The sequence below is a fragment of the uncultured Negativibacillus sp. genome (genome assembly GCF_944388365.1).
GTDB lineage: Bacteria > Bacillota > Clostridia > Oscillospirales > Ruminococcaceae > Negativibacillus.
Genome location: NZ_CALXIN010000019.1, coordinates 1 through 21,846 on the forward strand (window position 1 = coordinate 1; position 21,846 = coordinate 21,846).

Consider the following 21,846-nt stretch of genomic DNA (forward strand, 5'->3'; position numbering starts at 1 on the left):
GGTATCCCAGCCTGGAACATACGGAGCCTTGTAGCCGCTCATATTTTTCTGACGGATGATAAAGTCCTTGAGCACCTTGTTGAGTGCAGTGCCCAGATGAATGTCACCGTTTGCATACGGAGGGCCATCGTGCAGAACGTACATCGGTTTGCCCTCGTTGTTTTCGATCATCTTGTGGTATAACTGTTTTTCCTGCCATTCTTCCACCCATGCAGGTTCACGCTGTGGCAGCGCGCCGCGCATGTTAAACTCGGTGGTCGGCAGGTTCAGGGTTTTGTTGTAATCCTGAGCCATCGTATCTTCTCTCCTCTTATTTTTTATATGTAAATTTCAGTGAAGGCATGGTTATCAGCGGTGTTTTTTTCTGGAGAACAATCCACCGCGCGACGAGCTGTCGCGCTCCACATCAAAGCCCTCGCCAAACTTGAGCGGACCAAATTTCGATTCGGCACCTCCGGCAAAGACCGGATGTCCCTGAGCAGGCTGTGACGGCTGGGCCGGCGCAGGTGCATTCTGCACGCTGACTGTTTCAAAGGAAGCAGTATCACGGATGTTATTTTCCAGCGCCGCAGTAAAGTCGATGAGATTGCTCTCCTCTTCCTCCTGCTCCTGTTCAGGCTGTGGCTGTGGTTCTGCAGGTTCTTCCTGCTGCATCTGAGGCTGCAGCTGTGGTTCTTCCCTGACCGGCGGCTCCGGCTGAGGCATTTCCTGCTGTGGCTGCGGTTCCGGCGCCGGTTCGTCGTCATACTCCGGCAGCGCGCTGATCATCTCCAGGTGCTGACGGTACAAAGTCAGCAGACGGTTTTTAAACTTGGTGACCTCTTTCTGCATCTTGACCAGTGCCATCTGCTCTTTTTCAATGCTCTTCTGCGCATTATCCAAAATTCGATCCGCCTTGTCCCGTGCTTCACGAACGATGTAATCTGCCTTTGCCTTGGATTCACGGATGACGCTGTCGCCCAGCTTCTGCGCGCCGATCAGCGCACTGCGCAGGCTGTCCTCATCCTCGCGGTACTGCTCCACCTTTTCGGCCAGCACCTCGATTTTGCTTTCCAGCTCCTCCTTCTCGGAGAGCAAAGCAGCGTATTCCCGCGCGATTTGCTGCAGAAATTCATCCACTTCATCCTGTTTGTAGCCGCCCATCTGTTTGTCAAAACGTCTGGAGGCAATGGTTTCCGGAGTCAACATCTGAAAGTACCTCCCTTACAAGCACCATCTTATATCATCGGAGCTTTTGCTCCAGGATTTTTCTACACATATTGTCCGACGGTCAGATGCAGTCTGCCTTTCTTGCTTTTATCACCGATCTGCACCAGCACAAACCGTCCGTATCCCCGAATCGACAGGATATCCCCCTGTACGACCTCTTTGGAGATTTTTGTCTGTTCAAAAAAGTTGAGATTCACCTGTCCGCCTTCGATCAGCGCCGCACTCTTTTCCCTGCTGAGGTTGAGCATCAGCGACACCACACAGTCCAGACGAAGGGAGCTGACCGTCCCGCTGCGATACTGCAATCGGCAGGCCGGCGGCAAATCACCACAATAGTCCGGCTGGATACGCACACCTGCGCGTCCCACCCGTTCCAGTTCGGACAAAATCAGGTCCTGCGCTGTCTGTGTACAGAACAGCACCGCCAGATCTTCTCCGGTCAAAATCTCGCCGATCATCTCCCGCTTAAGTCCCAGTCCCATCAGCGAACCCAACAGGTCGCGGTGGGTCAGTCCATCCTGTGCGCGGTAGAACAGCGCGACATTACAAATCGGAAACTGCTCGTACAACACCTCTGGAGCAATCATCTCGCTTTGGGCAAGATAGTCCGGAAAGATGCCGAGCATCCGACGTCCCACATCGGGAACTCCCTGCGGCAGCTGCCCAACAAAACCTGCATAAAAGAGCATCTGTTCCTTTGGCAGATGCAGCTTTGCAAGCGTCATCGCTGCCAGCGCCTGTGCCCTTCCATCCAAAAAGCGGGTAAAGCACGGCAGGTTGTCTCGCTGCATCTGCCGTGCCAAATCCTCAATATGCGCGCAGAAAAGACGGTCGTCCTCTCCGCGCTGCACCTGTCCATTCGACGCCATCATCCATTAAAAGATGACGCCGTTGTTTTCCAGCTCGTCCAGAAGGTCGCCCACAATGTCTACATTGTATGGGGTAATGATGTATGTATTGTTTGCTACCCGTTTCATCTGGCCGTTGTTTGCGTAAGCTACGCCGCACAAAAAGTCGATCAGTCGTCTGGAAACATCCTTGCTGGTCTGCTCCAGGTTCAGAACAACCGTCTTTTTCGCATTGAGGTGGTCGGCAATGGAAGCCGCATCCTCATAGCGCTCCGGTTTTACCAGCACAACTGCCAGCTGGGTAGTTGCATGGATATTGACAACCTTGTTGTGCTTTCTATCTGCAGTAGGCTGCGCAGAAAACGGGATCTGTGCCTCTTCTTCCTGCTCAGTCTCCTCGTTCTGCATTTCGTCATCATACTCGCCGTCATAATCATTTTCTGGAATTCCGATCAGATTTCTCAAAGTATCTCTCAGTGCCATAATTTTACTTAGCTCCTTTATAATTCCTGTGTCCAAACATGGCTGTACCAATTCGGACAATGTTTGAACCATACTTTACTGCGGCAGGATAGTCGCCGGACATTCCCATAGACAGAATTTCCATATTGATATTATCATATTTTTTTTGCTTTATGTCAATAAAGAGTTGGCGCATTCGGGAAAAATATTGCGAAACCTGCTCATTATTTTCGCATACAGGCGGAATTGTCATCAATCCGCGCACCTTCAAGTGCCCAAGTTGTGCCACCTGCTGCAGCAGTTCGTCCAGCTGTTCAGGGAAAATGCCGCTCTTATTTTCCTCTTTTCCAATATTTACCTCGACCAGCACATCCATCACCTTGTCGATGGCAGCGCACTGTTTTTCAATCTCGCGTGCCAGGTGGAAGCTGTCCAGCGATTCGATCATCTGCACCTTGTCCACAATCTGACGCACCTTGTTGGTCTGAAGATGACCGATAAAATGGATCTGTACGCCGTCCTTGTGGTAGCTGTCGTACTTTTCGCACAGCTCCTGCGCCTTGTTTTCGCCCAGCAGGGTAATCCCCTGGGCAATGGCTGCATTGACAAGCTGCGGGTCCACCGTCTTGGTCACCGCCATCACCTGCACCTCGGCAGGATCTCTGCCTGCCTCCAGAGCGGTCTGTCGGACTGTCTGAAGAATCTGCTGTACATTTTCTGCGACCTGTTGTTCACTAACTGCCTGCATTACTTGATTCCACTCCTTTTACCATGTCTTCGTCCAGTGTAGTACCATCGCGCATCGAAACTCCGCCGCTTTCCACGATCACCAGATCGAGACGATTGAGCGTGTGTTCTTCGTCGGTTCCCTGTTTTGGTTCGCACAGGATAAAGCTGCCTTGATCTTTTAAAATTTCTATCGGTTTAAACCGGATGGTTGTCTTGTCCAGGACATAGACGCCCGGGATGTTCTGTTCGTGGTACAGTGCGCTTGCGCTGATGCGCAGACCGGAATAGGTGGTGAAGGTGATATCGACGCTCTGTTTTCGGACGCCCAGCAGCTGTTCGTTGATGTCCTTGCACTCAAAGATGACCACCGCATTTTTGTGCTGCTCATCGGGAATGATGTTGACCACCGTCGCCGAACTTGTCTGTCCGTTTGCAAAGTGAAAATCTAGCTTCACCTTTGCATCCAGCTCAAATTTCTGCACCTCTTCCTGATCCAGATCCACCGCCAGATACCAGACGTGGGTCTTGATGATCTTACCTGCGGCGTTGGTCACCGTCTGCGCCGATGCCGATTCCAGCTGTTGATACTGCTCATAGGTCATATCTTCCAGCAGGTCTGCACTCAGGACGCTCTCGTAGCCATCCACCTCTTTGCAGAAGTATCCCGCTGCCGGAGCGGTGATGGAAACGCCCTTCTCGCCCTCTTTGGTCTGTTCCAGATAGCTGATCTCCGACTGCAGCTCATAGATGCGGTCTGCAAAGGTGTCCTCCTCGCCCAGCGCAATCTTTTTGCGGTTGAGCATGCTGACCAGCGAATCCTTCTGGTCGCTGATTCCCTCGACCACGCCATCTGCGCAGGCATCGACAATCTTGCCCGCCTGATCGTTGATCTCACTGGAAAGATTGGTGATCGCCGAATATCGGGTCGCCTTCACCGTTTGCGCGTCCTGCAAAGACTTCAGTTCCTTCTGCAGCTGGTCGATCTGGTTATTGACCATCGAAACGGTCTTGTCCTGATAAACCGCTGCAACCTCCTGATCTTTTGCCACCTCTTCGCCGTCGGCATAGTTGTAGACCGTCACGCCGCTGGCGACCTGTGGTATGATCTCTTCACTGCGAAATACCATCGCATCGGCACGCACAAAATCGTAGACGGTGTCCTCCACCACCTGCTCGGTGCGCATTTTGATGTTGGCAAATCCCCAAAGCTGGCTGACCAGATACAAAATCAGCATCATGGCAAGCACCACCGCTACGATCTGTACATTTTTGTTTTTTCCTCTTTGATAACCCGCCATTTCATTCCTCCCGCGGCACAGGCTTGTTTGATCGGTTTACTGTTCCTGCGGCTGCTCCGCAGCTTCGGACACAGCCGACGTTTCCTGGCTGTCCATCAGCTTGACCGGACGGGTCGGTGTGATGGTGGAGATGGCGTTTTTGTACACCAGATTCTGCCGTCCTTCATTTTCGATGATGATGGTAAAGCTGTCAAATCCGCGCACACAGCCTCTGAGCTGAAAGCCGTTGATGAGGTAGACGGTGACCATCGTCTTGTCTTTTCGAAGTTGATTTAAAAAAACATCCTGCAAATTAAGCATATTATGACCTCCTTTGCCAGTATAGACCTTTTTCGGATCTTTTTTTGTCGTGTTTACCCGTATTTTCCAAATTTTTTGAACTGCTCCTTACAGATCCAGCTGGCGGCGAACATGCTCTGCCATCTGCTGGTACATCTGTTCCCTGTCCTCATAATCCTCCGCATAAAACCAGTGGTAGCGTTCATCCCGCCGAAACCAGGTCAGCTGCCGCTTTGCATAACGGCGCGATTCCTGCCGGATATGCTCGCAGGCTTCCTCCAGCGTCTCCTCGCCGGCAAGGTAGGCGCCCATCTCCTTGTAGCCGATGGCCTGAAAGCTGGTGGCGCCGTATCCTTTTTGGATCAGCTGCCGCGCCTCCTGTTCGAGTCCTTGTTCGAGCATCAGGCTGACCCGCAGATTGATGCGGTCATACAGCTTCTGCCGGTCGCGAAAGCTCAGCGCCATCATGCACAGCGCATAGGGAGAGGGCTTTTCGCGGGAGCGCTCCTGATGCACCGAAATCGGGATGCCGGTGGTGTGGTAGACTTCCAGTGCACGCGCCACCCGTCCGACGTTGTTGGGGTGAATCTTCTGCGCCGCCGCAGGATCGACTTCGTTGAGCTTTTCCCACAGTACCTGCGCTCCTTCCTGCTGCGCCAATGCGATCATCTCTTCGCGGTAGGCAATGTCGCTCTCCGATTCGGAAAATTGGATGTTGTCCACCAGCGAACTGATATACAGTCCGGTTCCGCCCACCAGGATGGGCAGCTTGCCGCGGCTGTGAATCTCCCCAATTTTCTGTTGTGCAAGCTGTACATATTCCGCCACCGAAAAGCTGTCGGACGGATCGACAAAGTCGATCAGATGATGGGGAATTCCCTCCATCTCCTCCGGCACCGGTTTTGCCGTGCCAATGGTCATCTCGCGGTAGATCTGCATCGAGTCCGCCGAGACGACCTCGCCGTTTAACTGCTTTGCCAGATAAACGCCTGCCGCCGTCTTTCCCGATGCCGTCGGGCCTGCAATCACCACCAGCGGTATCTTCTGTTCCATCCTGTGTCCTCCGATCATCCCAGCCGTCCGAACATCTTTTCCAGCTCCCGCCGTGTCAGAATGCGGGCCACAGGGCGTCCGTGCGGACAGTATTTTGCGTTTTCGTCCTCCTGCAGCAGCTGTATGATCTCCCACAGCTCCGGCAGAGTGTTTTTGTCGTTGGCTCTGACCGCGCTCTTGCATGCCACCGAGTGCAGCAGCTCATCGAGCGCTTCCGGCGTCAGATCCTTTTTGTTCTTCGCCAGATCATGCGCGGTCTTTTCCACAATCTCCTGCACCTGCGCGCCCGAAAGCAGCACCGGCACCTCGCGCACGATCAAATCGCCGTCGCCGAAGTCCTCGACCAGAAAGCCTGCCTGCTGAAATACCGACAGATTCTGTGTCGCACCCTGATAATCCTCGCGGCTTAAATGTACCATCACCGGCTCCAGCAGCAGCTGACGGTCGTCGGTGAAGCGCTGCTGCTTGAGGCGGTTAAATATCAGCCGCTCATGCGCCGCGTGCTTGTCAATCAGGATGAGCTTGTCCTCTTCCTCGACCACCAGATAGGTTCCCAGCACCTCTCCGACCAGCCGCAGCTGCATGTCCGGCTTTGCCTTTAGTGCGGCTTCTTTGGGCTGTATCGAAACGGGTTGGGTTTGTTCCGCCGGCTTTGGCTCTGCCAGTCTGTTCCGAGCTGATTGTTGCTCGACAGGTCTTTGCTTCGCAGCAGGAGCTGCTTTTTCCTGTTTTGGCACAGCGGATGCCTTTTCTTCCTCCTTTGGGAAGTGCGGTTCCTCCACCAGAATAATCGGGTGAGCAAGCTCCCACTGTGCGCGCGCACGGTCGTGGTCGTGGAAGGTAAGTGTCTCGTCGGGCAGCTCCTTCAGTCGGTTCTGGATTTCTTCCTCGGTGCGAGGATGGGATTTTGGCGCGGTCTGCTGAACATTTGTTCTGCTTTCCTCCGCCTGCTTTGGGCGCTGTATCTGGTGCTGGACGGCGGTTTCCTTTGGACGCTGCCAGCTTTGGGACGACTGTTTGCCTCCTTTTGACTGCTGCTGTGCCCAGCTGCGGTACTCCTGCGCGCTCATATGCTGCACCGGTGGAGCACCGGCTGCGGCGGATACCAATTCCTTTAATTGCGTCTGTTCCACCTCGGGACGTCTTTGCAGATCAAAGACGGTCATCTTCTTGGCCGGCTGCTTTGGCAGCGGCGTGTAGTCCTGCTGCTTGAGTGCATTCTTCACTCCGTAGTACACCGTATCAAATACCGGCCGCTCGTTGGTAAAGCGGACCTCGATCTTTGCCGGATGGACGTTGATGTCCGTTTCGGTGTAGGGAATTTCCAGATTCAGCACACAGGCCGGAAACTTGCCGACCATGATCGAATGTTTGTATGCCTCCTCCATCGCTGTGCGGGCGGTCATGCTCTTGACATAACGTCCGTTGACAAAGAAGGTCTGCATGGTGCGGTTGGAACGGCAGGCCGCAGGCAGGCTGACATAGCCGCTGACCTTGAGCTGGCCCTGGGTATAGTTTACCTCCGCCAGACCTTTGACAAAATCCTTGCCAAACACCGCATGGATTGCCGACAGCAGCTTGCCGTCGCCTGGAGTATGCAGTCTAGTCTGTCCTTCGCGGATCAGCTGGAAGGAAATCTCTGGGTGGGACAGTGCAATGCGCTCGACCACCGCCGCGACGGCATTTCCCTCCTGCACATCCTTCTTTAAGAATTTCATTCGAGCCGGCGTGTTGAAAAACAGGTCCGCCACCTTCACGGTGGTTCCTGCCGGACAGCCCGCCGGCGTCACCTGACCCATCTGATCTCCTTCGCCGCTGTAATGCACACCTTCGTCGGTGCCCTGCTTTCGGGTCAGCACCTCGACGCGGGCAACCGCATGAATCGACGCCATCGCCTCGCCGCGGAAACCCAGCGTGGCGATACAGCTCAAATCCTCCTGGCTGTGGACCTTGCTGGTGGCGTGGCGCAGGAACATCATCGGCACGTCCTCCGGCGCAATGCCGCTGCCGTTGTCGCTGACGCGGATCAGCGTCACGCCGCCGTGGCGCACCTCGACGGTGATTTTGGAAGCGCCCGCGTCGATCGAGTTTTCCACCAGCTCCTTGACAACCGAGGATGGCCGCTCGACCACCTCTCCGGCAGCAATCAGCTGGGAGACCTGCTCATCGAGAAGTTTTATCACACCCATCCCTGGTCATCCTTTCTGTCTGCTTTTAAAGGTTTATTTGTCCTGATGATTTTCTCCGTGGTTAATCTCGCGGCACTCTGTGCGGCCCATCAGATAGTCCAGCGAGACGTTAAAAAAGTCCGCAAGGTCCACCATGGTGATTGCATGAGGATACAGCTTTCCTTCCTCATAATCCTGAATCTGTCGAGGCATACATCCCAGCTGAGAAGCCAGCTCCTCGCGGGTATAGCCCCTTTCGTTGCGCAGTTGATAAATTCTATCGGCAAAAAATACCATCTGTCAAAACCTCTTTCCCACTGAAAGCTCCGCCCGTTCGGGCAGGGCTTTTGTTAGATTCTTGCCTTTAATTCGCTTAACAGCACCAGCGCCTGCACCGGCGTGATCTTCTCGACGTCGATCTCCTTTAGACGGCGCACCAGCTCCGAGTCGTCCTGCTGCACCAGCACCATCGGCTCGGGCTCCTGGGTCTGCTTGCGCTTTGTCTTGGTTGTTACCGAAGGAATCCCGCTCGATTCCAGCTGTTTTAAGATCTGCTGGGCACGCTGGATGATCTCCTCCGGAATGCCCGCCAGACGCGATACCTCGATGCCGTAGCTGTCGTCGGTGCCGCCGCGGACGATTCTGCGCAGGAAGTAGATGTCCGCTCCCTGCTTTTTGACGGCGATATTGTAGTTTTTGATGTTCGGGAAGGAATGTTCCAGCTCGGTCAGCTCGTGGTAATGGGTGGCAAACAGCGTCTTTGCGCCCAGTTTTTTGCGGTTGGCGATGTGTTCAATCACCGCGCGCGCGATGCTCATGCCGTCAAAGGTGGAGGTTCCGCGCCCGATCTCGTCGAGGATGAGCAGGCTGTTTGCGGTGGCGCTCTTTAAAATCTGCGCCACCTCGCTCATCTCCACCATAAAGGTGGACTGTCCGGCGGACAGATCGTCCGATGCACCCACACGGGTGTAGATGCCGTCGACCACGCCGATCTGTGCCGAGCGTGCCGGAACATAGCAGCCAAGCTGCGCCATCAGTACGATCAGAGCCGCCTGCCGCATATAGGTGGATTTACCCGCCATATTCGGGCCGGTGATGATCGCGACCTGATTTTCCTCTTTGTCCAGCAGCAGGTCGTTTGCCACAAACAGCGTGTCGGTCAGCATCTTCTCGACCACCGGATGACGTCCGTCCTGAATGTGAATCTTTCCGGAAAGATCTACCTCGGGGCGGCAGTAGTTCTGTTCGATCGAAACCTTTGCAAAATCCGCGTACAGGTCCAGCCATGCAATCGCATTGGCTGTTTTCTGGACGCGGTGGATCTGTGCCGCTACCTGCTGACGAACCTCGTCAAACAGCTGGTTTTCCAGCACCAGAATCTTGTCGCGCGCGCCCAGAATGGTCTGTTCCAGCTCCTTGAGCTCCTGGGTGATATATCGCTCGCTTCCGGTCAGCGTCTGCTTGCGGATGTACTCCTGCGGCACCTGCGACAGGAAGGATTTTGTCACCTCAATATAATAACCAAAAACGTTGTTAAAACCGATTTTCAGGTTTTTGATGCCGGTGCGCTCCCGCTCCTTTGCCTCAATCGAGGAGAGCACTCCTTTGGTATTATGGACGATCTCCCGCAGATCATCCAACTCCTTGCTGTAGCCCTTGCGGATGACGCCGCCGTCCTTGAGCACAGCAGGCGGGTCCTCGTCGATGGCACAGTCGATCAGTCCGCAGATGTCCTCCAGCGGGTCGATGTCGAGCATGATGTGCTTGAGGTAGACCGCCCTGACCTCTCCGACCGTCTCCTTGAGCGTCGGAAGCTGACGGGCTGCCGCTTCCAGCGAGCGCATTTCCCGCGGCGTCACCGAGCCGTAGACGATGCGGGTAATCAAACGTTCCAAGTCAAAGATGCCGCGCAGCACCTCCCGAATGTCGTCCAGACGGATGGTGTCATTGCGCAGCTCGCCCACTGCATTCAGACGCTTGTTGATGGCGGTAGGGTTAATCAGGGGCTTTACAATCTGGGAGAGCAGCAGGCGTTTTCCCATCGGAGTCTGGGTTTTGTCGAGCACCCACAACAGCGTTCCACGCCGCTCTCCGTTGCGCATCGTCTGGGTCAGTTCCAGATTGCGCCTTGCAGTCAGGTCCAGCGTCATATACTGGTTGTCACTGTAAATGTCCAGACTGGTCAGGCTTTCCAGTCCGTGCTTCTGGGTCTGCACCAGATACTGCAGCATGGCGCCCAGCGCATAGACGATCGGCGAATCCTGATCCGCCGTCAGCTTTTGGGTGGTTTCGCTGGAAAACTGCTCCTGAACGGCACGGCAGCAGGTTTCCCACTCAAACCAGCTCTGATCGAGCACCTCTCCCTGAACATGCAGCCGTTCATTCAAAAAGTCGGTGATCGGTTTGCACTGACCTGCCTGCTTGTTTAACAGCACCTCGGCGGGAGCAAAGCGGCCCAGGTCGTTGAGCACCCGTTTTTGCCAATCGTTGTCGATCTGGGAGGCCGTTACCTCGCCGGTCGAAACATCCGCAAAGGCAAGTCCAAAGTGTTCCCCCTGCTCACTCTGATAGAGAAAGCACAGATAGTTGTTGCTGCCGGCGTCGAGCATATTGCTTTCCAGCACCGTTCCAGGAGTCACCACGCGGATGATCTCCCGCTTGACCAGTCCTTTAGCGGTGGCAGGGTCCTCCATCTGCTCACAGATGGCGACCTTGTAACCTTTTCTCACCAGCTTGGCGATATAGTTTTCGCTGCTGTGGTAAGGAATGCCGCACATCGGTGCGCGCTCCTCCAAGCCGCACTCCTTGCCGGTCAGCGTCAGCTCCAGCTCACGGGAGGCAATCAGCGCATCGTCAAAAAACAGCTCATAAAAATCGCCCAGCCTGAAAAACAGCAGCTGGTCAACATATTTTTCCTTGACGCTCCAATACTGGCGCATCATTGGGGAAAGTTTGGTGGTGTCCACCGGTTTGGTCGAGATCTTTCTGTCGTTCATTCCAGTTTCCTTTCTGCCTGCACTCCGGCTGTTCTGCACAAAACAGAGGATTCCTTTCTCTGCACAACAGCCCAACTGCCATATCCTTGCATAGAGGGTCAGCCAGCACCCTTTGCAGGATACTGGCTGACAAAATCATCAAAAAATTAGTGGCAGCCGCCGCAGCTAGCACAGTTGCCGCCGCATCCTGTCTGCATTTCAATGGTGTCTGGGTTTTCGCCGTTAACCGAGCCGTAGAGGATCTCGCTGATGAAGTTCATCATGGTGTCAACTTCCACTTTGGCAGCGTTGAATTCTACCATGTTTTCGTTAGCCATAACATCTCTGTACAGCTCTTTGAGTTCTTTGTCCAGAGCGTTGAGCTTCTCAGGATCTTTGTTTTCCTGTGCCATCTCGGTGCTCAGCTCGGAGCGTTTCATGTTGAATTTTACGATCAGATCCTGCAAAGCCTGGTCTGCATCGTTTGCTTTTTTAGCAGCGTCGATTCTCTTATATCTCTCGTCCTGCTGAATTGCTTTTCCAAGCTCTCTTGCCATTGCAATAATATCCATTGTTATCTCCTCCGAAAAAGATATTTTATCTATCAGCCCTGGGTCGTTGATTTTAACGCCCAAAACGCTAACGCATGATTTATTTTACCAGTTCTCCCTCATATTCCGAGCGCAGTCCGCGGGTGATTCTGACCTGCACAAAATCGCCTGGCTGTACCTTCTCGGCTGGGAAGGTGACGATCATGCCGTTTTCGCACCGTCCGCTCATCCAGCCCTCGTGGTGCTCGGATGGTTTTTCCACCAGCACCCGTTCGATGCAGCCTTCTCTTGCGCGGTTATCCTCCTCGCTGATCTGATGCTGGGCAGCAATCAGCTCGTTTAACCGCTTGGTCTTTTCCTTGTACGGAACCGGATCGGGCATCGAAGCGGCTCTGGTACCAGGACGCGGCGAATAAATGAAGGTGAACATGCACTGATAGCGAACCTCCTGGCACAGGGACAGCGTCTGCAGAAAGTCCTCGTAAGTTTCCCCTGGGAAGCCGACGATGATGTCGGTGGTAAAGGTGACGTCCGGCATCTTCTCCTTTGCATAGGAGATCAGCGACAGATAATGCTCTCTGGTGTAGCGCCGGTTCATCTGACCCAGCACTCTGTCCGAGCCGCTCTGCACCGGAAGATGGATGTTGTGGCAGATCTTCTTGCTCTGCGCGATCAGGTCGATCAGCTCTCTGGTGCAATCCTTTGGATGGGAGGTCATAAAGCGGATGCGGAAATCTCCGTCCAGCGCCTCGATGCGGCGCAGAAGCTCGGTGAAGTTGATCGGCTCGGCAAGTCCCTTGCCATAGGAATTGACATTCTGTCCCAGCAGCAGGATCTCTTTGTATCCCATTGCCAGAATCTCCTTTGCCTCCCTAAGAATCTGGTCCGGCTCACGGCTGACCTCTCTGCCGCGCACATACGGAACGATGCAGTAGGAACAGAAGTTGTCGCAGCCGTACATGATCTGCAGCGAAGCCTGTACGCCGTCGGTGCGGCGGATGGGCAGATGCTCTGCGATCGGATTGGCACGGCCTTCTCCTTCAAAGCAGTCGACCACCCTGTGTTCTCCACACAGCAGGCGGTTGAGCAGCTGCGGCAGACGGTGCAGTACGTGGGTGCCGAAGATCAGCTCCACAAATGGAAAGCTGTTGCGAATCTGCCGCACCACCGCTTCCTGCTGCATCATGCAGCCGCACAGACCGATAATCATGTTCGGATTTGCCTGCTTGAGGCGCTTGAGCTCTCCGACCATGCTCAGCAGGCGAACCTGTGCATTTTCGCGGATGGCACAGGTGTTGTACAGGATGATATCCGCCTGTTTTTCGTCCAGTGCCGGTTCACAGCCCATGTCGATGAGCATTCCCATAATCTTTTCGCTGTCGGCAACATTGCCCTGACAGCCAAATGTTTTGACCCATGCGCGGGGAGGGTGCCCCATTCTGTGGATCAGCAGCTGACGGTTCTGTCCCGCCATCTCCCATTGACGCATCATTTCTTCCCGCGAAACAACCGCGGATGCGTCCTCTCTTTGCTTTGTCTGCGTATTGAGCAACCCGAGTCCCCCTCTGGAAAGTTGTTATCAATTTATTATACATTTTTCCGTCCTTCTCGTCAATGCCGCTCCCTGCCTGGATTGGCTTTTTCCCTCCAAATTCCCCATGCTTTTTTCTATTGATTTTTCAAAATGATGTGCATCCTGCAATAAACGGGCAAAAATAACCTTTTATTTTACACGAAAACAGGAAAAAGAATTGAAAACATCAGCTTACAATGGTATAGTAAATATAAATGAAGTTATAAATTCGGGAAATTTCTTTTTGCATTTTCTTAGTTTGACAAAGGACAACGAACAATCACAAGAGGAGTGTTTTTGATGAAGTATTATATTGGTATCGACCTGGGAGGAACCAACATTGTTGCCGGCATTGTCAACGAGCAGTTTGAACTGATCGCCAAAGCCAGCGAAAAAACAAACGCCGGACGTCCTGCACAGGAGATTGCCAAAACAATGGCAGACACTGCAAAGGCAGCTGTCCATGCAGCCGGACTGGAACTGTCGCAGATCACCTCTGCCGGCATCGGTACCCCTGGTATCGTCGACAATGAGAAACGTGAAGTTATCTTTGCAAGCAACCTGTATTTCCACAATGTTCCGCTCGGACAGATGGTCGAGGATGAACTGCACATCCCTGTCTTTGTTGCAAACGACGCGGATACAGCCGCCTATGGTGAGTTCATGGCAGGCGCCGGAAAGATGGAGGATGGCCACCACATCTCCAACATGCTGGCAATCACTCTCGGCACCGGCGTCGGCTCGGGCATCATCATCAACTCCAAAATCTACAACGGCTATGGATTTGCCGGCGGCGAGTTCGGTCACACCGTCATCCATCTGGGCGGCAGACAGTGCGCCTGCGGACGCAAGGGCTGTCTGGAAACCTACTGCTCCGCTACCGGCCTGATCACCACCACCAAAGAGCACATGCGGCGCAATCCAGATTCGCTGATGTGGAAACTGTGCGGCGGCGATATCGACAAGGTCGACGGACGCACCAGCTTTGACGCTGCTGCACAGGGCGATGCTGCCGGTAAAGCGGTTGTCGAAGAATATACCTCCGCACTGGGCGAGAGCATTGTCAATGCGATCAACACCCTCCAGCCGGAGATCGTCTGTATCGGCGGCGGCGTATCCAAGCAGGGTGAAAATCTGCTGCGCCCAATCCGCACCTATATGGACAGCTACTGCTTCGATCGCTTTGCCAAGAACCGGACCGAAATCCGCATTGCCCAGCTGGGCAACGATGCCGGTGTCATCGGCGCAGCGCTGATCGGACTTCAGCAGGACTAATCCTGACAGACAAACAGGCTGCCCTGCCATCAATGGCAGGGCAGCCTTTCTGTATCAAAGGAGAATCGCCATGAGCCAACGACAGCCAACCCTTTCGGAATTGTTCCTCGACTTTTTCTGGCCCAACCGCTGTCCCTTCTGCGGAGAGATCATTGCACCGCAGCAGCATTGCTGTCCGGATTGCCTCGCTTCCTTCCCGCCTCCTCCCGATGTCTTTGTCCCACTGCTGGACGCAGCCTTCTCCTTTACCACCTACACACCGGAGGCTGCACGCGCCATCCACCTCTTAAAATTTTACAATCAGCCAAAGCTCGGTGCTGTTCTGGCAAAGCTGATCTTCCGCACCTTCGAACAGGAACTTGCCGATTGCCGTATCGACTGCATCTGTGCTACGCCGATGCATCCCAAAAAGCAGCGTGAGCGCGGATATAATCAGGCCGAACGGATGGCAACGGAGCTTGCCAGACTGTGTCAGCTTCCCTGTCTGCCGCTTCTGGAAAAGACAGTCCAAACCTCTGCACAGCATACGCTCAGCGCCGAACAGAGAAAACACAATCTTCGCGGCAGCTGCCGCGTCGCTCTGCCCGACGAGGTAAAGGAAAAGCGCATTCTTGTGGTGGACGATGTCATCACCACCGGTGCAACGATGAACGAAGCTGCCCATGCTCTGCGTCAAGCCGGTGCGGCGTGGGTCGGCGGCATCTCATTTGCACATCCTTCCTTTGAGGATGAATACGCCTTCTCGAAGGACATCGCCTCTATCTCCACAAAAAAGATTGCTCACACAAGCAAGGCCTAACAGAAACCTTTTCCCCGACGGTTCTCCTCGACAGAACCGTCGGGGAATTTTTTTGGCTTTTGTACAACAGGAGGAAACAGGAACACGTACAAGGCAGTCGTTTGCAAAAGATGGAGCAGACTGCTGAACGGCTCTGAAAACCAAGGTCAGAAACAAGGTCAGACTTAAAAACAGGCAAAAAGAAAACACCCAACAAACCGCATTATTAAAGCGTTTGTTAGGTGTTTATCTGGCTGGGCTGGCTTGGCCGCACTCATCCCTTTTGCAAACTCCTGCCTTTTATGGTGCGGCCCTGAGAATGGACAAATGTCCATTCTCCATACTTTTTTATCTTCCTTTTTCCGGTTCGAATCCCTTTGATTTTAACAAACAAAGAGCCTCCACAAAAGTGGAAGCTCTTTGTTTGGCTGGGCTGGCGGGATTCGAACCCACGGGATGCAGGAGTCAAAGTCCTGTGCCTTACCGCTTGGCGACAGCCCAATAGATATAGAAAAAAGGCTTTTATCGTTTCATAAAAGCCTTTTTTCATGGGGTGGGTAGTGAGAGTTGAACTCACGACCTCCAGAGCCACAATCTGGCGCCCTAACCAACTAGGCCATACCCACCATATGGCGCGCCAAGAGAGGCTCGAACTCCCGACCTACTGCTTAGAAGGCAGTTGCTCTATCCAACTGAGCTATTGGCGCATTTTTTATGGAGCGGGTGATGGGAATCGAACCCACGCGACCAGCTTGGAAGGCTGGGATTCTACCATTGAACTACACCCGCGCATTGTCCTTTATCGTTGCCGCACTCGACAACGTAGATTATTATACACAACCAATTCGATTTTGTCAAGCACTTTTTTCCAATTTTTTATTTTTTTGCTTTACCAATCTGCACCTCTATTTTCTGGCCTGCATCCGCCACATACGACAGCATCAGCTCCCACTTTGGCAGCCGGATACTTCCCGCCTGACAGGCAGTGTCGCTGCACACAACCGTTCCCTCACTCGGCAGAAATTCCACCGGCGGCATCTTTGCAAGACCCAATCCTGTCCATTTGGCATAGCTTTCCCGCAAGGTCCAAAGCTGTGCAAAAGCATCCTGTACGCCTGCTGTCCTCTGCTGCTCCATCCACAGCTGCTCTTTTGTCGAAAACATCCTTTTGGCAACCCGCAGATGTTCCCTTCCCAGCGGTTCCAGATCTATTCCAATGCGCAAAAAGGAAACCGCCGCCGCCGCAAACGGTCCGGTATGGCTGATCGAAACTTCTGCCTCGATTCCCTTCCACACAGGACGACCGCTCTGCTCCTTTTCCAGACATATTCCCTGCGCCTTCAGCAACTCTTTAGCAGTACCCGTCAGCTCCTCCAATGCTTCCCAAGCCAGCTCTCTGGCAAGAAGGCTCACTCTGTGTCCGTCGTTGTCCTCACACTTTCGCACCAGAATAATGACTTTCTGCACGCCGCATCCTCCTTTTTCCCTTTGTAAAATTCTTTCCTCCACCATTTACTTCTCAACGCCGCCTGTGTTACAATAACATTATCGTACATTGTGGATAATTTGGAAAGGTGGAATCACAATGAAACTGACAAAAATTTTCCTTGCCGCACTGCTTGCCGGTATTGTTGCACTCGGCGGATGCTCCCGTCCCGCCTCAGATAATCCATCGGACAACCAGGACCCTGCCCCTGAGGTACAAACCTCCGACGAGGAACAGGACACCTCGACGGAAGATACCACTTCTCCGTCTGAACCGGAGGAAGAATCTCCAGACACTACAGAGGACACCGAAGAGGAAGAGAGTGATGAGGAGACATCCGACGAAAATCAGGAGGAGGAAGAATCGGGCGACGCTGCGTTTAATCCAGACGATCTGGAAAGCAACGCGACCCAGGGCTGCTACAAAATCTTCGACAGCGGCTTTGAGGTGACCGTCCAGCAGCCTTTTGTCGTCTACTACGACCCGCTGGCCTACAATATGACCGCTACCATTCCCGACAATCCTGCCTGCCGCATCTTCATTTTCTACGACTCCTCCGATCAGAGCATGGTTCAGCTGGAAGACTCCGTCAAGGTGCTGGAGGACTCCATCAAGGCAGATCCTACCGTTTCGGACCTGAAAACCGAAGTGGAGGAGCAGGATGACGGCTTGTTTTCCTTTACCTTCACCTATTCAGCCGGAGCCACCGAAGGCAGTCCCGCCGGATTTTACTTTGTGCATTATCAAAAAGCACAGCAGGGCGTCATCAGTGTCAACTGCTACACCGACCGTTCCAGCAACTCCGAGGACATTATGAAGCTGATCAACTCGATTCAGCCGGTCACCGAAAACGCCGTCGAATATCAGAGCTAAGCTCTTTGTTTTGCGACAAACTTTTCTTCCCTCTCATGATACAATACAGACAAGCCGCCCTGCACCAGAAGGGCATTGTCCAATTTGTTTTGGGAGGGTATTTTTATGAAATCTGTTCTCATGCTGCTGATCCTGGTCTCCCTGCTGTCTGCCCTGATTCCGGAAGCAGAGCGACTGCAGGCTCTTTCCTCGCATACAGTGGAAACTGTCCTGATAGAAACGGACAGCCACTTCCTTGACAGCGCACTGTCCCTATAACACCCTATGAAAAGAAAAATCCGCAGGAATTGTTCCTGCGGATTTTTTTCTATTTTGCATGCTCCACTTCTTCCAGCAGAGTTTCCATATAGGTCTGGAAATGATAAAAGATGACGTCTGCATCCTTCAGCTCCGGTCTCCAGCGCTTGAGCCACTCCAGTGTCAGATAGCCGTCGTATCCGCGGCGGTACAACGCGCGAACTGCATCAAAGATTGGCAGATCGCCCAGGCCCATCATACGATATTCGGTTTCTCCGTTGTCGTCGATCACCGAGTCCTTCACATGGACATAGTAGATGCTGTCACCCAGCAGTTCCACTGTACGCTTTGGTTTTTCTCCGCAGTTGCGGTATGGATGCTGAATGTCCCACAGAACACCGCGGGTCTGCTCGTCTGCATCGCCAATAAACCAGCGCATCTTTTCCGAGTCGGACAAAACATCGTAGGTTTCAATCAGCACACGAACATCCTTGTTTTTTGCATAGCTGCACAGCTCTTCATAGCGCTGTTTTGCCGCATCCAGATGAACCTTTGCCGGTTTGGAATTCAATGCCAGCAGTACGCGGACAAAAGGAATATGATTTTTTGCAGCAAAGTCAATCTGATTTTTTGCCTGCGCCATCTGTGCTTCGCCGTTTGGGCTGCCTGGTTCATCTCCCAAGACGACCGAAGACGCGATCATCGCAATTTCGATGCCGGACTGCTCCAGCTGTGCACGGGTTGCTTCAATATGCTCCTCATCAAAGATGGTTATCTTCATCGGGTCGATCTCATTTTCGACGCCGCGGATCTCGATACCATCAATCCCCATATCCTTTGCAGTCCCAAGAATCTCTGCCCAGTTCCATTGAGGACAGCCTAATGTCGAAAAACCTAACTTCATCTTCCAAGATCATTCCCTTCAAATTTTTTCGCTCAAATCACTGACTATTTCACGCTTGTGTTATTTTATCATATCTATCCTGCAATTTCAATCATTCTTCGACCCTTTCTTGCAAAACACCGTTCTTTCTGTTTGTTTATGCAAAAAAACGGGAGGACGCTCCGGACTGTTGTGCATTATTTTGCACAGCTTCATCCGTTTCTGCCCTCCAGAACATTCCTATATTCTCTTCGTTAACTTTCTTTGCGAAGATATTTTTTCTGTGATGTATCGCTCTGTGTATCGTCTGTCTGTGTATCCTGCTGCTCGTCATCCTCTGACTGCTGGCTGCCGTTATCTTTGGCCACATACAGCAGAATCAGATCGCTGCTGTTTTTGTTCAGCTCGGTGCCCGCCGGCGGTTCCGTACGGAAAACCTCTCCTGGTTCCACCGTACTGTTATCTCCTTCCACTACCTTCCAGCGTTTACCCATGCCTTCCAGCGTTGCGATGGCGTTTTCCATCGTTTGTCCCGACAGATTTGGCAGCTCCTGCGTCTCCGAACCTTTGCTGACATACAGCGTCACCGTTGTTTTTTTCTTGATCTCGGTACCGGAGCTGATCGACTGATCGACAATCATCCCCTCGGAAAAATCATCGCTGTATTTTTCCACCGTCTCAAAGTAATACCACTGCTGGTATCTTGCATTCGAGGTAACATCGGTCGCTTTGCGTCCGACAAAATTTTCCACCTTGTGCGGTTCTTCCTCCGTTGTCACTGGCTGCAGCTCGATCGGCTGACCGGTCTGATTTCCCAGCACATCCGACGTTTCTCCCAAAGAGGACGTCCAGCCGCCAATAAACAGGCGGTACAGCTGCGGCGCTCCCAAAACCAGCACCAGCAGTGTCGCCATCATGGTTACAACGATATATACGCTGCCCGTCTTTGCACGGGAAGTGCGTTCATCCTCCTGCGGCTCTGTCTTTTCTTTTATAAATTCTCCCTGTGCAGGAAACACCGCTGTCCGCTCGGTTTCATCCTCCATAGAGAATATCGCCGTATTGGACGAAGGCATCTCCAACAACTTCCTCATCAGGGTGTCTATGCTGTCGTAGCGTTTGCTGGTGTCCAACTGCATCGCCACATCCAGCGCTTCCGAGATGGTATCAGGGATGTTCTGATCCAACTGTGCCGCAAAACGCAAGGTGTCTTTCTTTTTGCGCTCCGGCGCTTCAGGCGGGACCACGCCGGTCAGAACCCGATAGGTTACTGCCGCCATCGAATAAATATCGGTCCAGACCCCCTGCCAGGCGTCCTCCTGATACTGTTCCGGTGCAGAATATCCCGCAAACAGCTCGGATTCCAAATCTCCCTGCGCTGTGCGAATCTCCGACAGGCAAAATCCTCGCAGGAAGGGCGTTCCTTCCTCATCGAGCAGGATGTTCTGCGGGCTTAGCCCCTGGTGGGTAATTCCCTTTTTGTGCAGATTGGAAAGCGCATTGTAAACCGGCAGCAGATAGTGCTTTGCCTTGCACCAGCTTTCCTTTCCGCCCTGCATCTGCAGATATTCCTCCAGCGTGCCCATCTCCCGATATTCGCTGACCACATAGACGGTGGCATTCTGTTCCAGAATCTGAATCATCGGAATCAGGCAGGCGTTGTCCTTCTCCGCCTGCAGTGTTTGATACAAATCCATAAACGATGCACGAAAATATTTAAAATTGGTCGCACAGCCTGCCAGCGGCTCCAGGGTGTTGCCATCCTGTCCGCGTCTGGCCATGTGGGCCGGAAAGAATTCCTGTACCTGTACCGTGTCGCCGATGATCGAGTCCTGCGCAAGATAAGTGATGCCCTCTCCGTTCTGGGAGATGGCACGCACGATGCGATATTCCCCGATACAGCTGTTCGGCACCAACGGTCGCCGCTCATGAGAACAGGTTTGTTGTGTCACCTGTGGGACTGCTGTTTTCTTTTCTTCCATCTCCTGTTCTCACCTCCGACTCCTATCAATGTAGTATAAATATACCAGTATTGCTGCCACTTGTCAAGTCACAACCGAAAAATCCGCTTCAAAAAGCCCGTTTTTAGGTGATTATTTTAAAAATTATACATATTCTCCCCGCTGTTTTTTGTCCGATTCTTTTCACTGTTTTAGAATCCACCCAGGCAGATTTTCTCCTCTCTGCACAGATAATCCTCCAGACACAGCTGGCAGAACTGCACCTGCCGCACATTCAAAAACGACATCAGCGTTTCCAGGATCAGCAGCTGTACAAATACCTTCTGTGGAAACTGTCCTGCTGCCTGTTCCAGCGCACCCAGCCAACGAAGCGACGGGTCACGCAGCAGCCAGAACAGCTGCCCAAACACCTCCCTGTCCAAGCAGAGCCGCTCACCGGTGCGTCCGCTGCTGCCGGAAAGCAGCTGCAAAAAGCGGGAAACTGCATCAAATCCCGAAGCCATCAGCTGAACACTCTGATGATGGTTCGGGCAGGAAGTCTGACGGAGCAACGCCAGAATCTTTCGGCGCATCTGCTCCTCTTCCAGCCGGTCAGGAATCAGTCTGCCATCGGTGGACGACGCAAAATTGCGCCATCCCAGTGGAAAACTTTCCTGCCAGAGCTGGCCGTCGAGATTGCCAAACAGCTGAGTGCTCAAATCTGCACTGTGTACTCCCATCGTGCAAACTTCCTGTCCCTGACACAGCTCGTTCATCGCCGCACAGGCGGCTCTCGCCTGCTCTGCACCGGAGACGGCGATCACCTTTTCTCCGATTGCCTCCTCCAATACCTGACGAAACGTCTCCTGCTCATAGCGCAGGACGCCATATCCCAGGCACACCACCTCGCCGCATCCCAGCCGGTGTGCCAGCTCGCTCATCGGACGCACCGCCTCCGCCAGCTTTTGTGGATCGGTGTGATGAAACTCGTCCCAAAAATCCCCTTCCTTCTCCCGACGGTACAGACAGTAGGGAGCCGCTCCCTCCGTCGTTTCCTCCACTGACAGGATGACACGGTCGCTGTACATGCCAATTTTTGCTCTGCGCTGCATACCAAAACCTCCTTGACTTTACGTTCGATTGTGCTGTATCCTGCTTTATTCTTTCCCTGCCTTTCCTGCTTTAATCAAATTTGGATATTTTCATTCCTGTTCGGCTGTGGTATCATC

General features: G+C 53.2%; 21 protein-coding genes and 4 tRNA genes. 4 read left to right on the plus strand and 21 right to left on the minus strand.

The genetic code is table 11. From position 1 onward, the window contains the following. The 13 genes from Q0L39_RS04500 to miaB form a co-directional block, all read right to left on the minus strand. Window positions 1-294, minus strand: a 294-nt coding sequence (locus Q0L39_RS04500; protein WP_296627138.1) for a class I tRNA ligase family protein, incomplete at its 3' end; no start/stop codon positions are given. 54 nt (window positions 295-348) lie between these two features. Further along, window positions 349-1,188 (minus strand): DivIVA domain-containing protein, encoded by an 840-nt coding sequence (locus Q0L39_RS04505; RefSeq protein WP_296627139.1) that lies wholly within the window; start codon window positions 1,186-1,188, stop codon window positions 349-351. A 62-nt stretch (window positions 1,189-1,250) separates the two neighbouring features. Then, entirely contained in the window at window positions 1,251-2,081 is an 831-nt protein-coding gene (locus Q0L39_RS04510) for a YlmH/Sll1252 family protein (protein WP_296627140.1), read from the minus strand. A 3-nt stretch (window positions 2,082-2,084) separates the two neighbouring features. Beyond that, window positions 2,085-2,540, minus strand: coding sequence for a cell division protein SepF (locus Q0L39_RS04515; protein WP_296627141.1), 456 nt, complete (start codon window positions 2,538-2,540; stop codon window positions 2,085-2,087). Window positions 2,541-2,544: 4 nt separating this feature from the next. After that, window positions 2,545-3,267, minus strand: coding sequence for a YggS family pyridoxal phosphate-dependent enzyme (locus Q0L39_RS04520; protein ID WP_296627142.1), 723 nt, complete (start codon window positions 3,265-3,267; stop codon window positions 2,545-2,547). Continuing rightward, window positions 3,254-4,546: an HlyD family efflux transporter periplasmic adaptor subunit gene (locus Q0L39_RS04525; protein WP_296627143.1), complete on the minus strand. Its 1,293-nt coding sequence runs from the start codon at window positions 4,544-4,546 to the stop codon at window positions 3,254-3,256. Before Q0L39_RS04525 ends, Q0L39_RS04520 begins: the two co-directional genes overlap by 14 nt. 36 nt (window positions 4,547-4,582) lie before the next feature. After that, window positions 4,583-4,846, minus strand: coding sequence for an RNA chaperone Hfq (gene hfq / locus Q0L39_RS04530; RefSeq protein ID WP_296627144.1), 264 nt, complete (start codon window positions 4,844-4,846; stop codon window positions 4,583-4,585). Between the two features lie 87 nt (window positions 4,847-4,933). Beyond that, entirely contained in the window at window positions 4,934-5,878 is a 945-nt protein-coding gene (gene miaA / locus Q0L39_RS04535) for a tRNA (adenosine(37)-N6)-dimethylallyltransferase MiaA (RefSeq protein WP_296627145.1), read from the minus strand. Window positions 5,879-5,892: 14 nt separating this feature from the next. Next, window positions 5,893-8,067, minus strand: a complete 2,175-nt coding sequence (gene mutL / locus Q0L39_RS04540; RefSeq protein ID WP_296627146.1) for a DNA mismatch repair endonuclease MutL — start codon at window positions 8,065-8,067, stop codon at window positions 5,893-5,895. 33 nt (window positions 8,068-8,100) lie between these two features. Continuing rightward, window positions 8,101-8,343, minus strand: a complete 243-nt coding sequence (locus Q0L39_RS04545) for a helix-turn-helix transcriptional regulator (protein ID WP_296627147.1) — start codon at window positions 8,341-8,343, stop codon at window positions 8,101-8,103. A 53-nt stretch (window positions 8,344-8,396) separates the two neighbouring features. Further along, a complete protein-coding gene (mutS, locus tag Q0L39_RS04550) occupies window positions 8,397-11,042 on the minus strand; it encodes a DNA mismatch repair protein MutS (RefSeq protein ID WP_296627148.1) in 2,646 nt (881 codons plus the stop codon). A gap of 146 nt (window positions 11,043-11,188) precedes the next feature. Further along, window positions 11,189-11,593, minus strand: coding sequence for a YlbF family regulator (locus Q0L39_RS04555; protein WP_296627149.1), 405 nt, complete (start codon window positions 11,591-11,593; stop codon window positions 11,189-11,191). 79 nt (window positions 11,594-11,672) lie between these two features. Beyond that, on the minus strand, window positions 11,673-13,124 hold the full coding sequence (gene miaB, locus Q0L39_RS04560; protein ID WP_296627150.1) for a tRNA (N6-isopentenyl adenosine(37)-C2)-methylthiotransferase MiaB: 1,452 nt from the start codon (window positions 13,122-13,124) through the stop codon (window positions 11,673-11,675). A 321-nt stretch (window positions 13,125-13,445) separates the two neighbouring features. Between miaB and Q0L39_RS04565 the strand changes: the two genes are divergently transcribed. Next, entirely contained in the window at window positions 13,446-14,420 is a 975-nt protein-coding gene (locus Q0L39_RS04565) for an ROK family protein (RefSeq protein WP_296627151.1), read from the plus strand. 70 nt (window positions 14,421-14,490) lie between these two features. Then, a complete protein-coding gene (locus Q0L39_RS04570; protein WP_296627152.1) occupies window positions 14,491-15,219 on the plus strand; it encodes a ComF family protein in 729 nt (242 codons plus the stop codon). A gap of 404 nt (window positions 15,220-15,623) precedes the next feature. On the opposite strand, the gene Q0L39_RS04575 is transcribed toward Q0L39_RS04570, so the two are convergent. From Q0L39_RS04575 to Q0L39_RS04595, 5 genes are all read right to left on the minus strand, one after another. Further along, window positions 15,624-15,699 (minus strand) — tRNA-Gln (locus tag Q0L39_RS04575). A gap of 48 nt (window positions 15,700-15,747) precedes the next feature. Beyond that, window positions 15,748-15,824: transfer RNA gene (locus Q0L39_RS04580), tRNA-His, on the minus strand. Between the two features lie 4 nt (window positions 15,825-15,828). Beyond that, window positions 15,829-15,905, minus strand: a tRNA-Arg gene (locus Q0L39_RS04585). Between the two features lie 8 nt (window positions 15,906-15,913). Further along, window positions 15,914-15,987 (minus strand) — tRNA-Gly (locus Q0L39_RS04590). A gap of 87 nt (window positions 15,988-16,074) precedes the next feature. Further along, entirely contained in the window at window positions 16,075-16,665 is a 591-nt protein-coding gene (locus tag Q0L39_RS04595; RefSeq protein ID WP_296627153.1) for a 4'-phosphopantetheinyl transferase superfamily protein, read from the minus strand. Between the two features lie 118 nt (window positions 16,666-16,783). Here Q0L39_RS04595 and Q0L39_RS04600 point away from each other — a divergent pair, with 118 nt between their 5' ends. Both Q0L39_RS04600 and Q0L39_RS04605 read left to right on the plus strand, forming a co-directional pair. Beyond that, complete coding sequence (locus Q0L39_RS04600; RefSeq protein ID WP_296627154.1) at window positions 16,784-17,557, plus strand: hypothetical protein; 774 nt, start codon at window positions 16,784-16,786, stop codon at window positions 17,555-17,557. A gap of 105 nt (window positions 17,558-17,662) precedes the next feature. Then, a complete protein-coding gene (locus tag Q0L39_RS04605; protein WP_296627155.1) occupies window positions 17,663-17,815 on the plus strand; it encodes a hypothetical protein in 153 nt (50 codons plus the stop codon). Between the two features lie 49 nt (window positions 17,816-17,864). On the opposite strand, the gene Q0L39_RS04610 is transcribed toward Q0L39_RS04605, so the two are convergent. The 3 genes from Q0L39_RS04610 to Q0L39_RS04620 all read right to left on the minus strand — a co-directional run bounded on the left by Q0L39_RS04610 (window position 17,865) and on the right by Q0L39_RS04620 (window position 21,729). Next, window positions 17,865-18,698 carry a sugar phosphate isomerase/epimerase gene (locus Q0L39_RS04610; protein ID WP_296627156.1) on the minus strand — a complete coding sequence of 278 codons (834 nt, stop codon included), beginning with the start codon at window positions 18,696-18,698 and terminating at the stop codon, window positions 17,865-17,867. Between the two features lie 233 nt (window positions 18,699-18,931). Beyond that, window positions 18,932-20,659: a PASTA domain-containing protein gene (locus tag Q0L39_RS04615; RefSeq protein WP_296627157.1), complete on the minus strand. Its 1,728-nt coding sequence runs from the start codon at window positions 20,657-20,659 to the stop codon at window positions 18,932-18,934. Window positions 20,660-20,829: 170 nt separating this feature from the next. Then, window positions 20,830-21,729 carry a hypothetical protein gene (locus Q0L39_RS04620; RefSeq protein ID WP_296627158.1) on the minus strand — a complete coding sequence of 300 codons (900 nt, stop codon included), beginning with the start codon at window positions 21,727-21,729 and terminating at the stop codon, window positions 20,830-20,832. Window positions 21,730-21,846: the final 117 nt, after the last annotated feature.

Excerpts from the sequence above, each read along its gene's own strand:
- mutL (WP_296627146.1), bottom strand. The coding sequence starts at position 8,067 with ATGGGTGTGATAAAACTTCTCGATGAGCAGGTCTCCCAGCTGATTGCT.
- Q0L39_RS04610 (WP_296627156.1), bottom strand. The coding sequence starts at position 18,698 with ATGAAGTTAGGTTTTTCGACATTAGGCTGTCCTCAATGGAACTGGGCA.
- Q0L39_RS04615 (WP_296627157.1), bottom strand. The coding sequence starts at position 20,659 with ATGGAAGAAAAGAAAACAGCAGTCCCACAGGTGACACAACAAACCTGT.
- Q0L39_RS04620 (WP_296627158.1), bottom strand. The coding sequence starts at position 21,729 with ATGCAGCGCAGAGCAAAAATTGGCATGTACAGCGACCGTGTCATCCTG.
- hfq (WP_296627144.1), bottom strand. The coding sequence starts at position 4,846 with ATGCTTAATTTGCAGGATGTTTTTTTAAATCAACTTCGAAAAGACAAG.
- Q0L39_RS04555 (WP_296627149.1), bottom strand. The coding sequence starts at position 11,593 with ATGGATATTATTGCAATGGCAAGAGAGCTTGGAAAAGCAATTCAGCAG.
- Q0L39_RS04525 (WP_296627143.1), bottom strand. The coding sequence starts at position 4,546 with ATGGCGGGTTATCAAAGAGGAAAAAACAAAAATGTACAGATCGTAGCG.
- Q0L39_RS04515 (WP_296627141.1), bottom strand. The coding sequence starts at position 2,540 with ATGGCACTGAGAGATACTTTGAGAAATCTGATCGGAATTCCAGAAAAT.
- Q0L39_RS04520 (WP_296627142.1), bottom strand. The coding sequence starts at position 3,267 with ATGCAGGCAGTTAGTGAACAACAGGTCGCAGAAAATGTACAGCAGATT.
- miaA (WP_296627145.1), bottom strand. The coding sequence starts at position 5,878 with ATGGAACAGAAGATACCGCTGGTGGTGATTGCAGGCCCGACGGCATCG.
- Q0L39_RS04570 (WP_296627152.1), top strand. The coding sequence starts at position 14,491 with ATGAGCCAACGACAGCCAACCCTTTCGGAATTGTTCCTCGACTTTTTC.
- Q0L39_RS04600 (WP_296627154.1), top strand. The coding sequence starts at position 16,784 with ATGAAACTGACAAAAATTTTCCTTGCCGCACTGCTTGCCGGTATTGTT.
- Q0L39_RS04565 (WP_296627151.1), top strand. The coding sequence starts at position 13,446 with ATGAAGTATTATATTGGTATCGACCTGGGAGGAACCAACATTGTTGCC.
- Q0L39_RS04605 (WP_296627155.1), top strand. The coding sequence starts at position 17,663 with ATGAAATCTGTTCTCATGCTGCTGATCCTGGTCTCCCTGCTGTCTGCC.
- mutS (WP_296627148.1), bottom strand. The coding sequence starts at position 11,042 with ATGAACGACAGAAAGATCTCGACCAAACCGGTGGACACCACCAAACTT.
- Q0L39_RS04505 (WP_296627139.1), bottom strand. The coding sequence starts at position 1,188 with ATGTTGACTCCGGAAACCATTGCCTCCAGACGTTTTGACAAACAGATG.
- Q0L39_RS04545 (WP_296627147.1), bottom strand. The coding sequence starts at position 8,343 with ATGGTATTTTTTGCCGATAGAATTTATCAACTGCGCAACGAAAGGGGC.
- Q0L39_RS04510 (WP_296627140.1), bottom strand. The coding sequence starts at position 2,081 with ATGATGGCGTCGAATGGACAGGTGCAGCGCGGAGAGGACGACCGTCTT.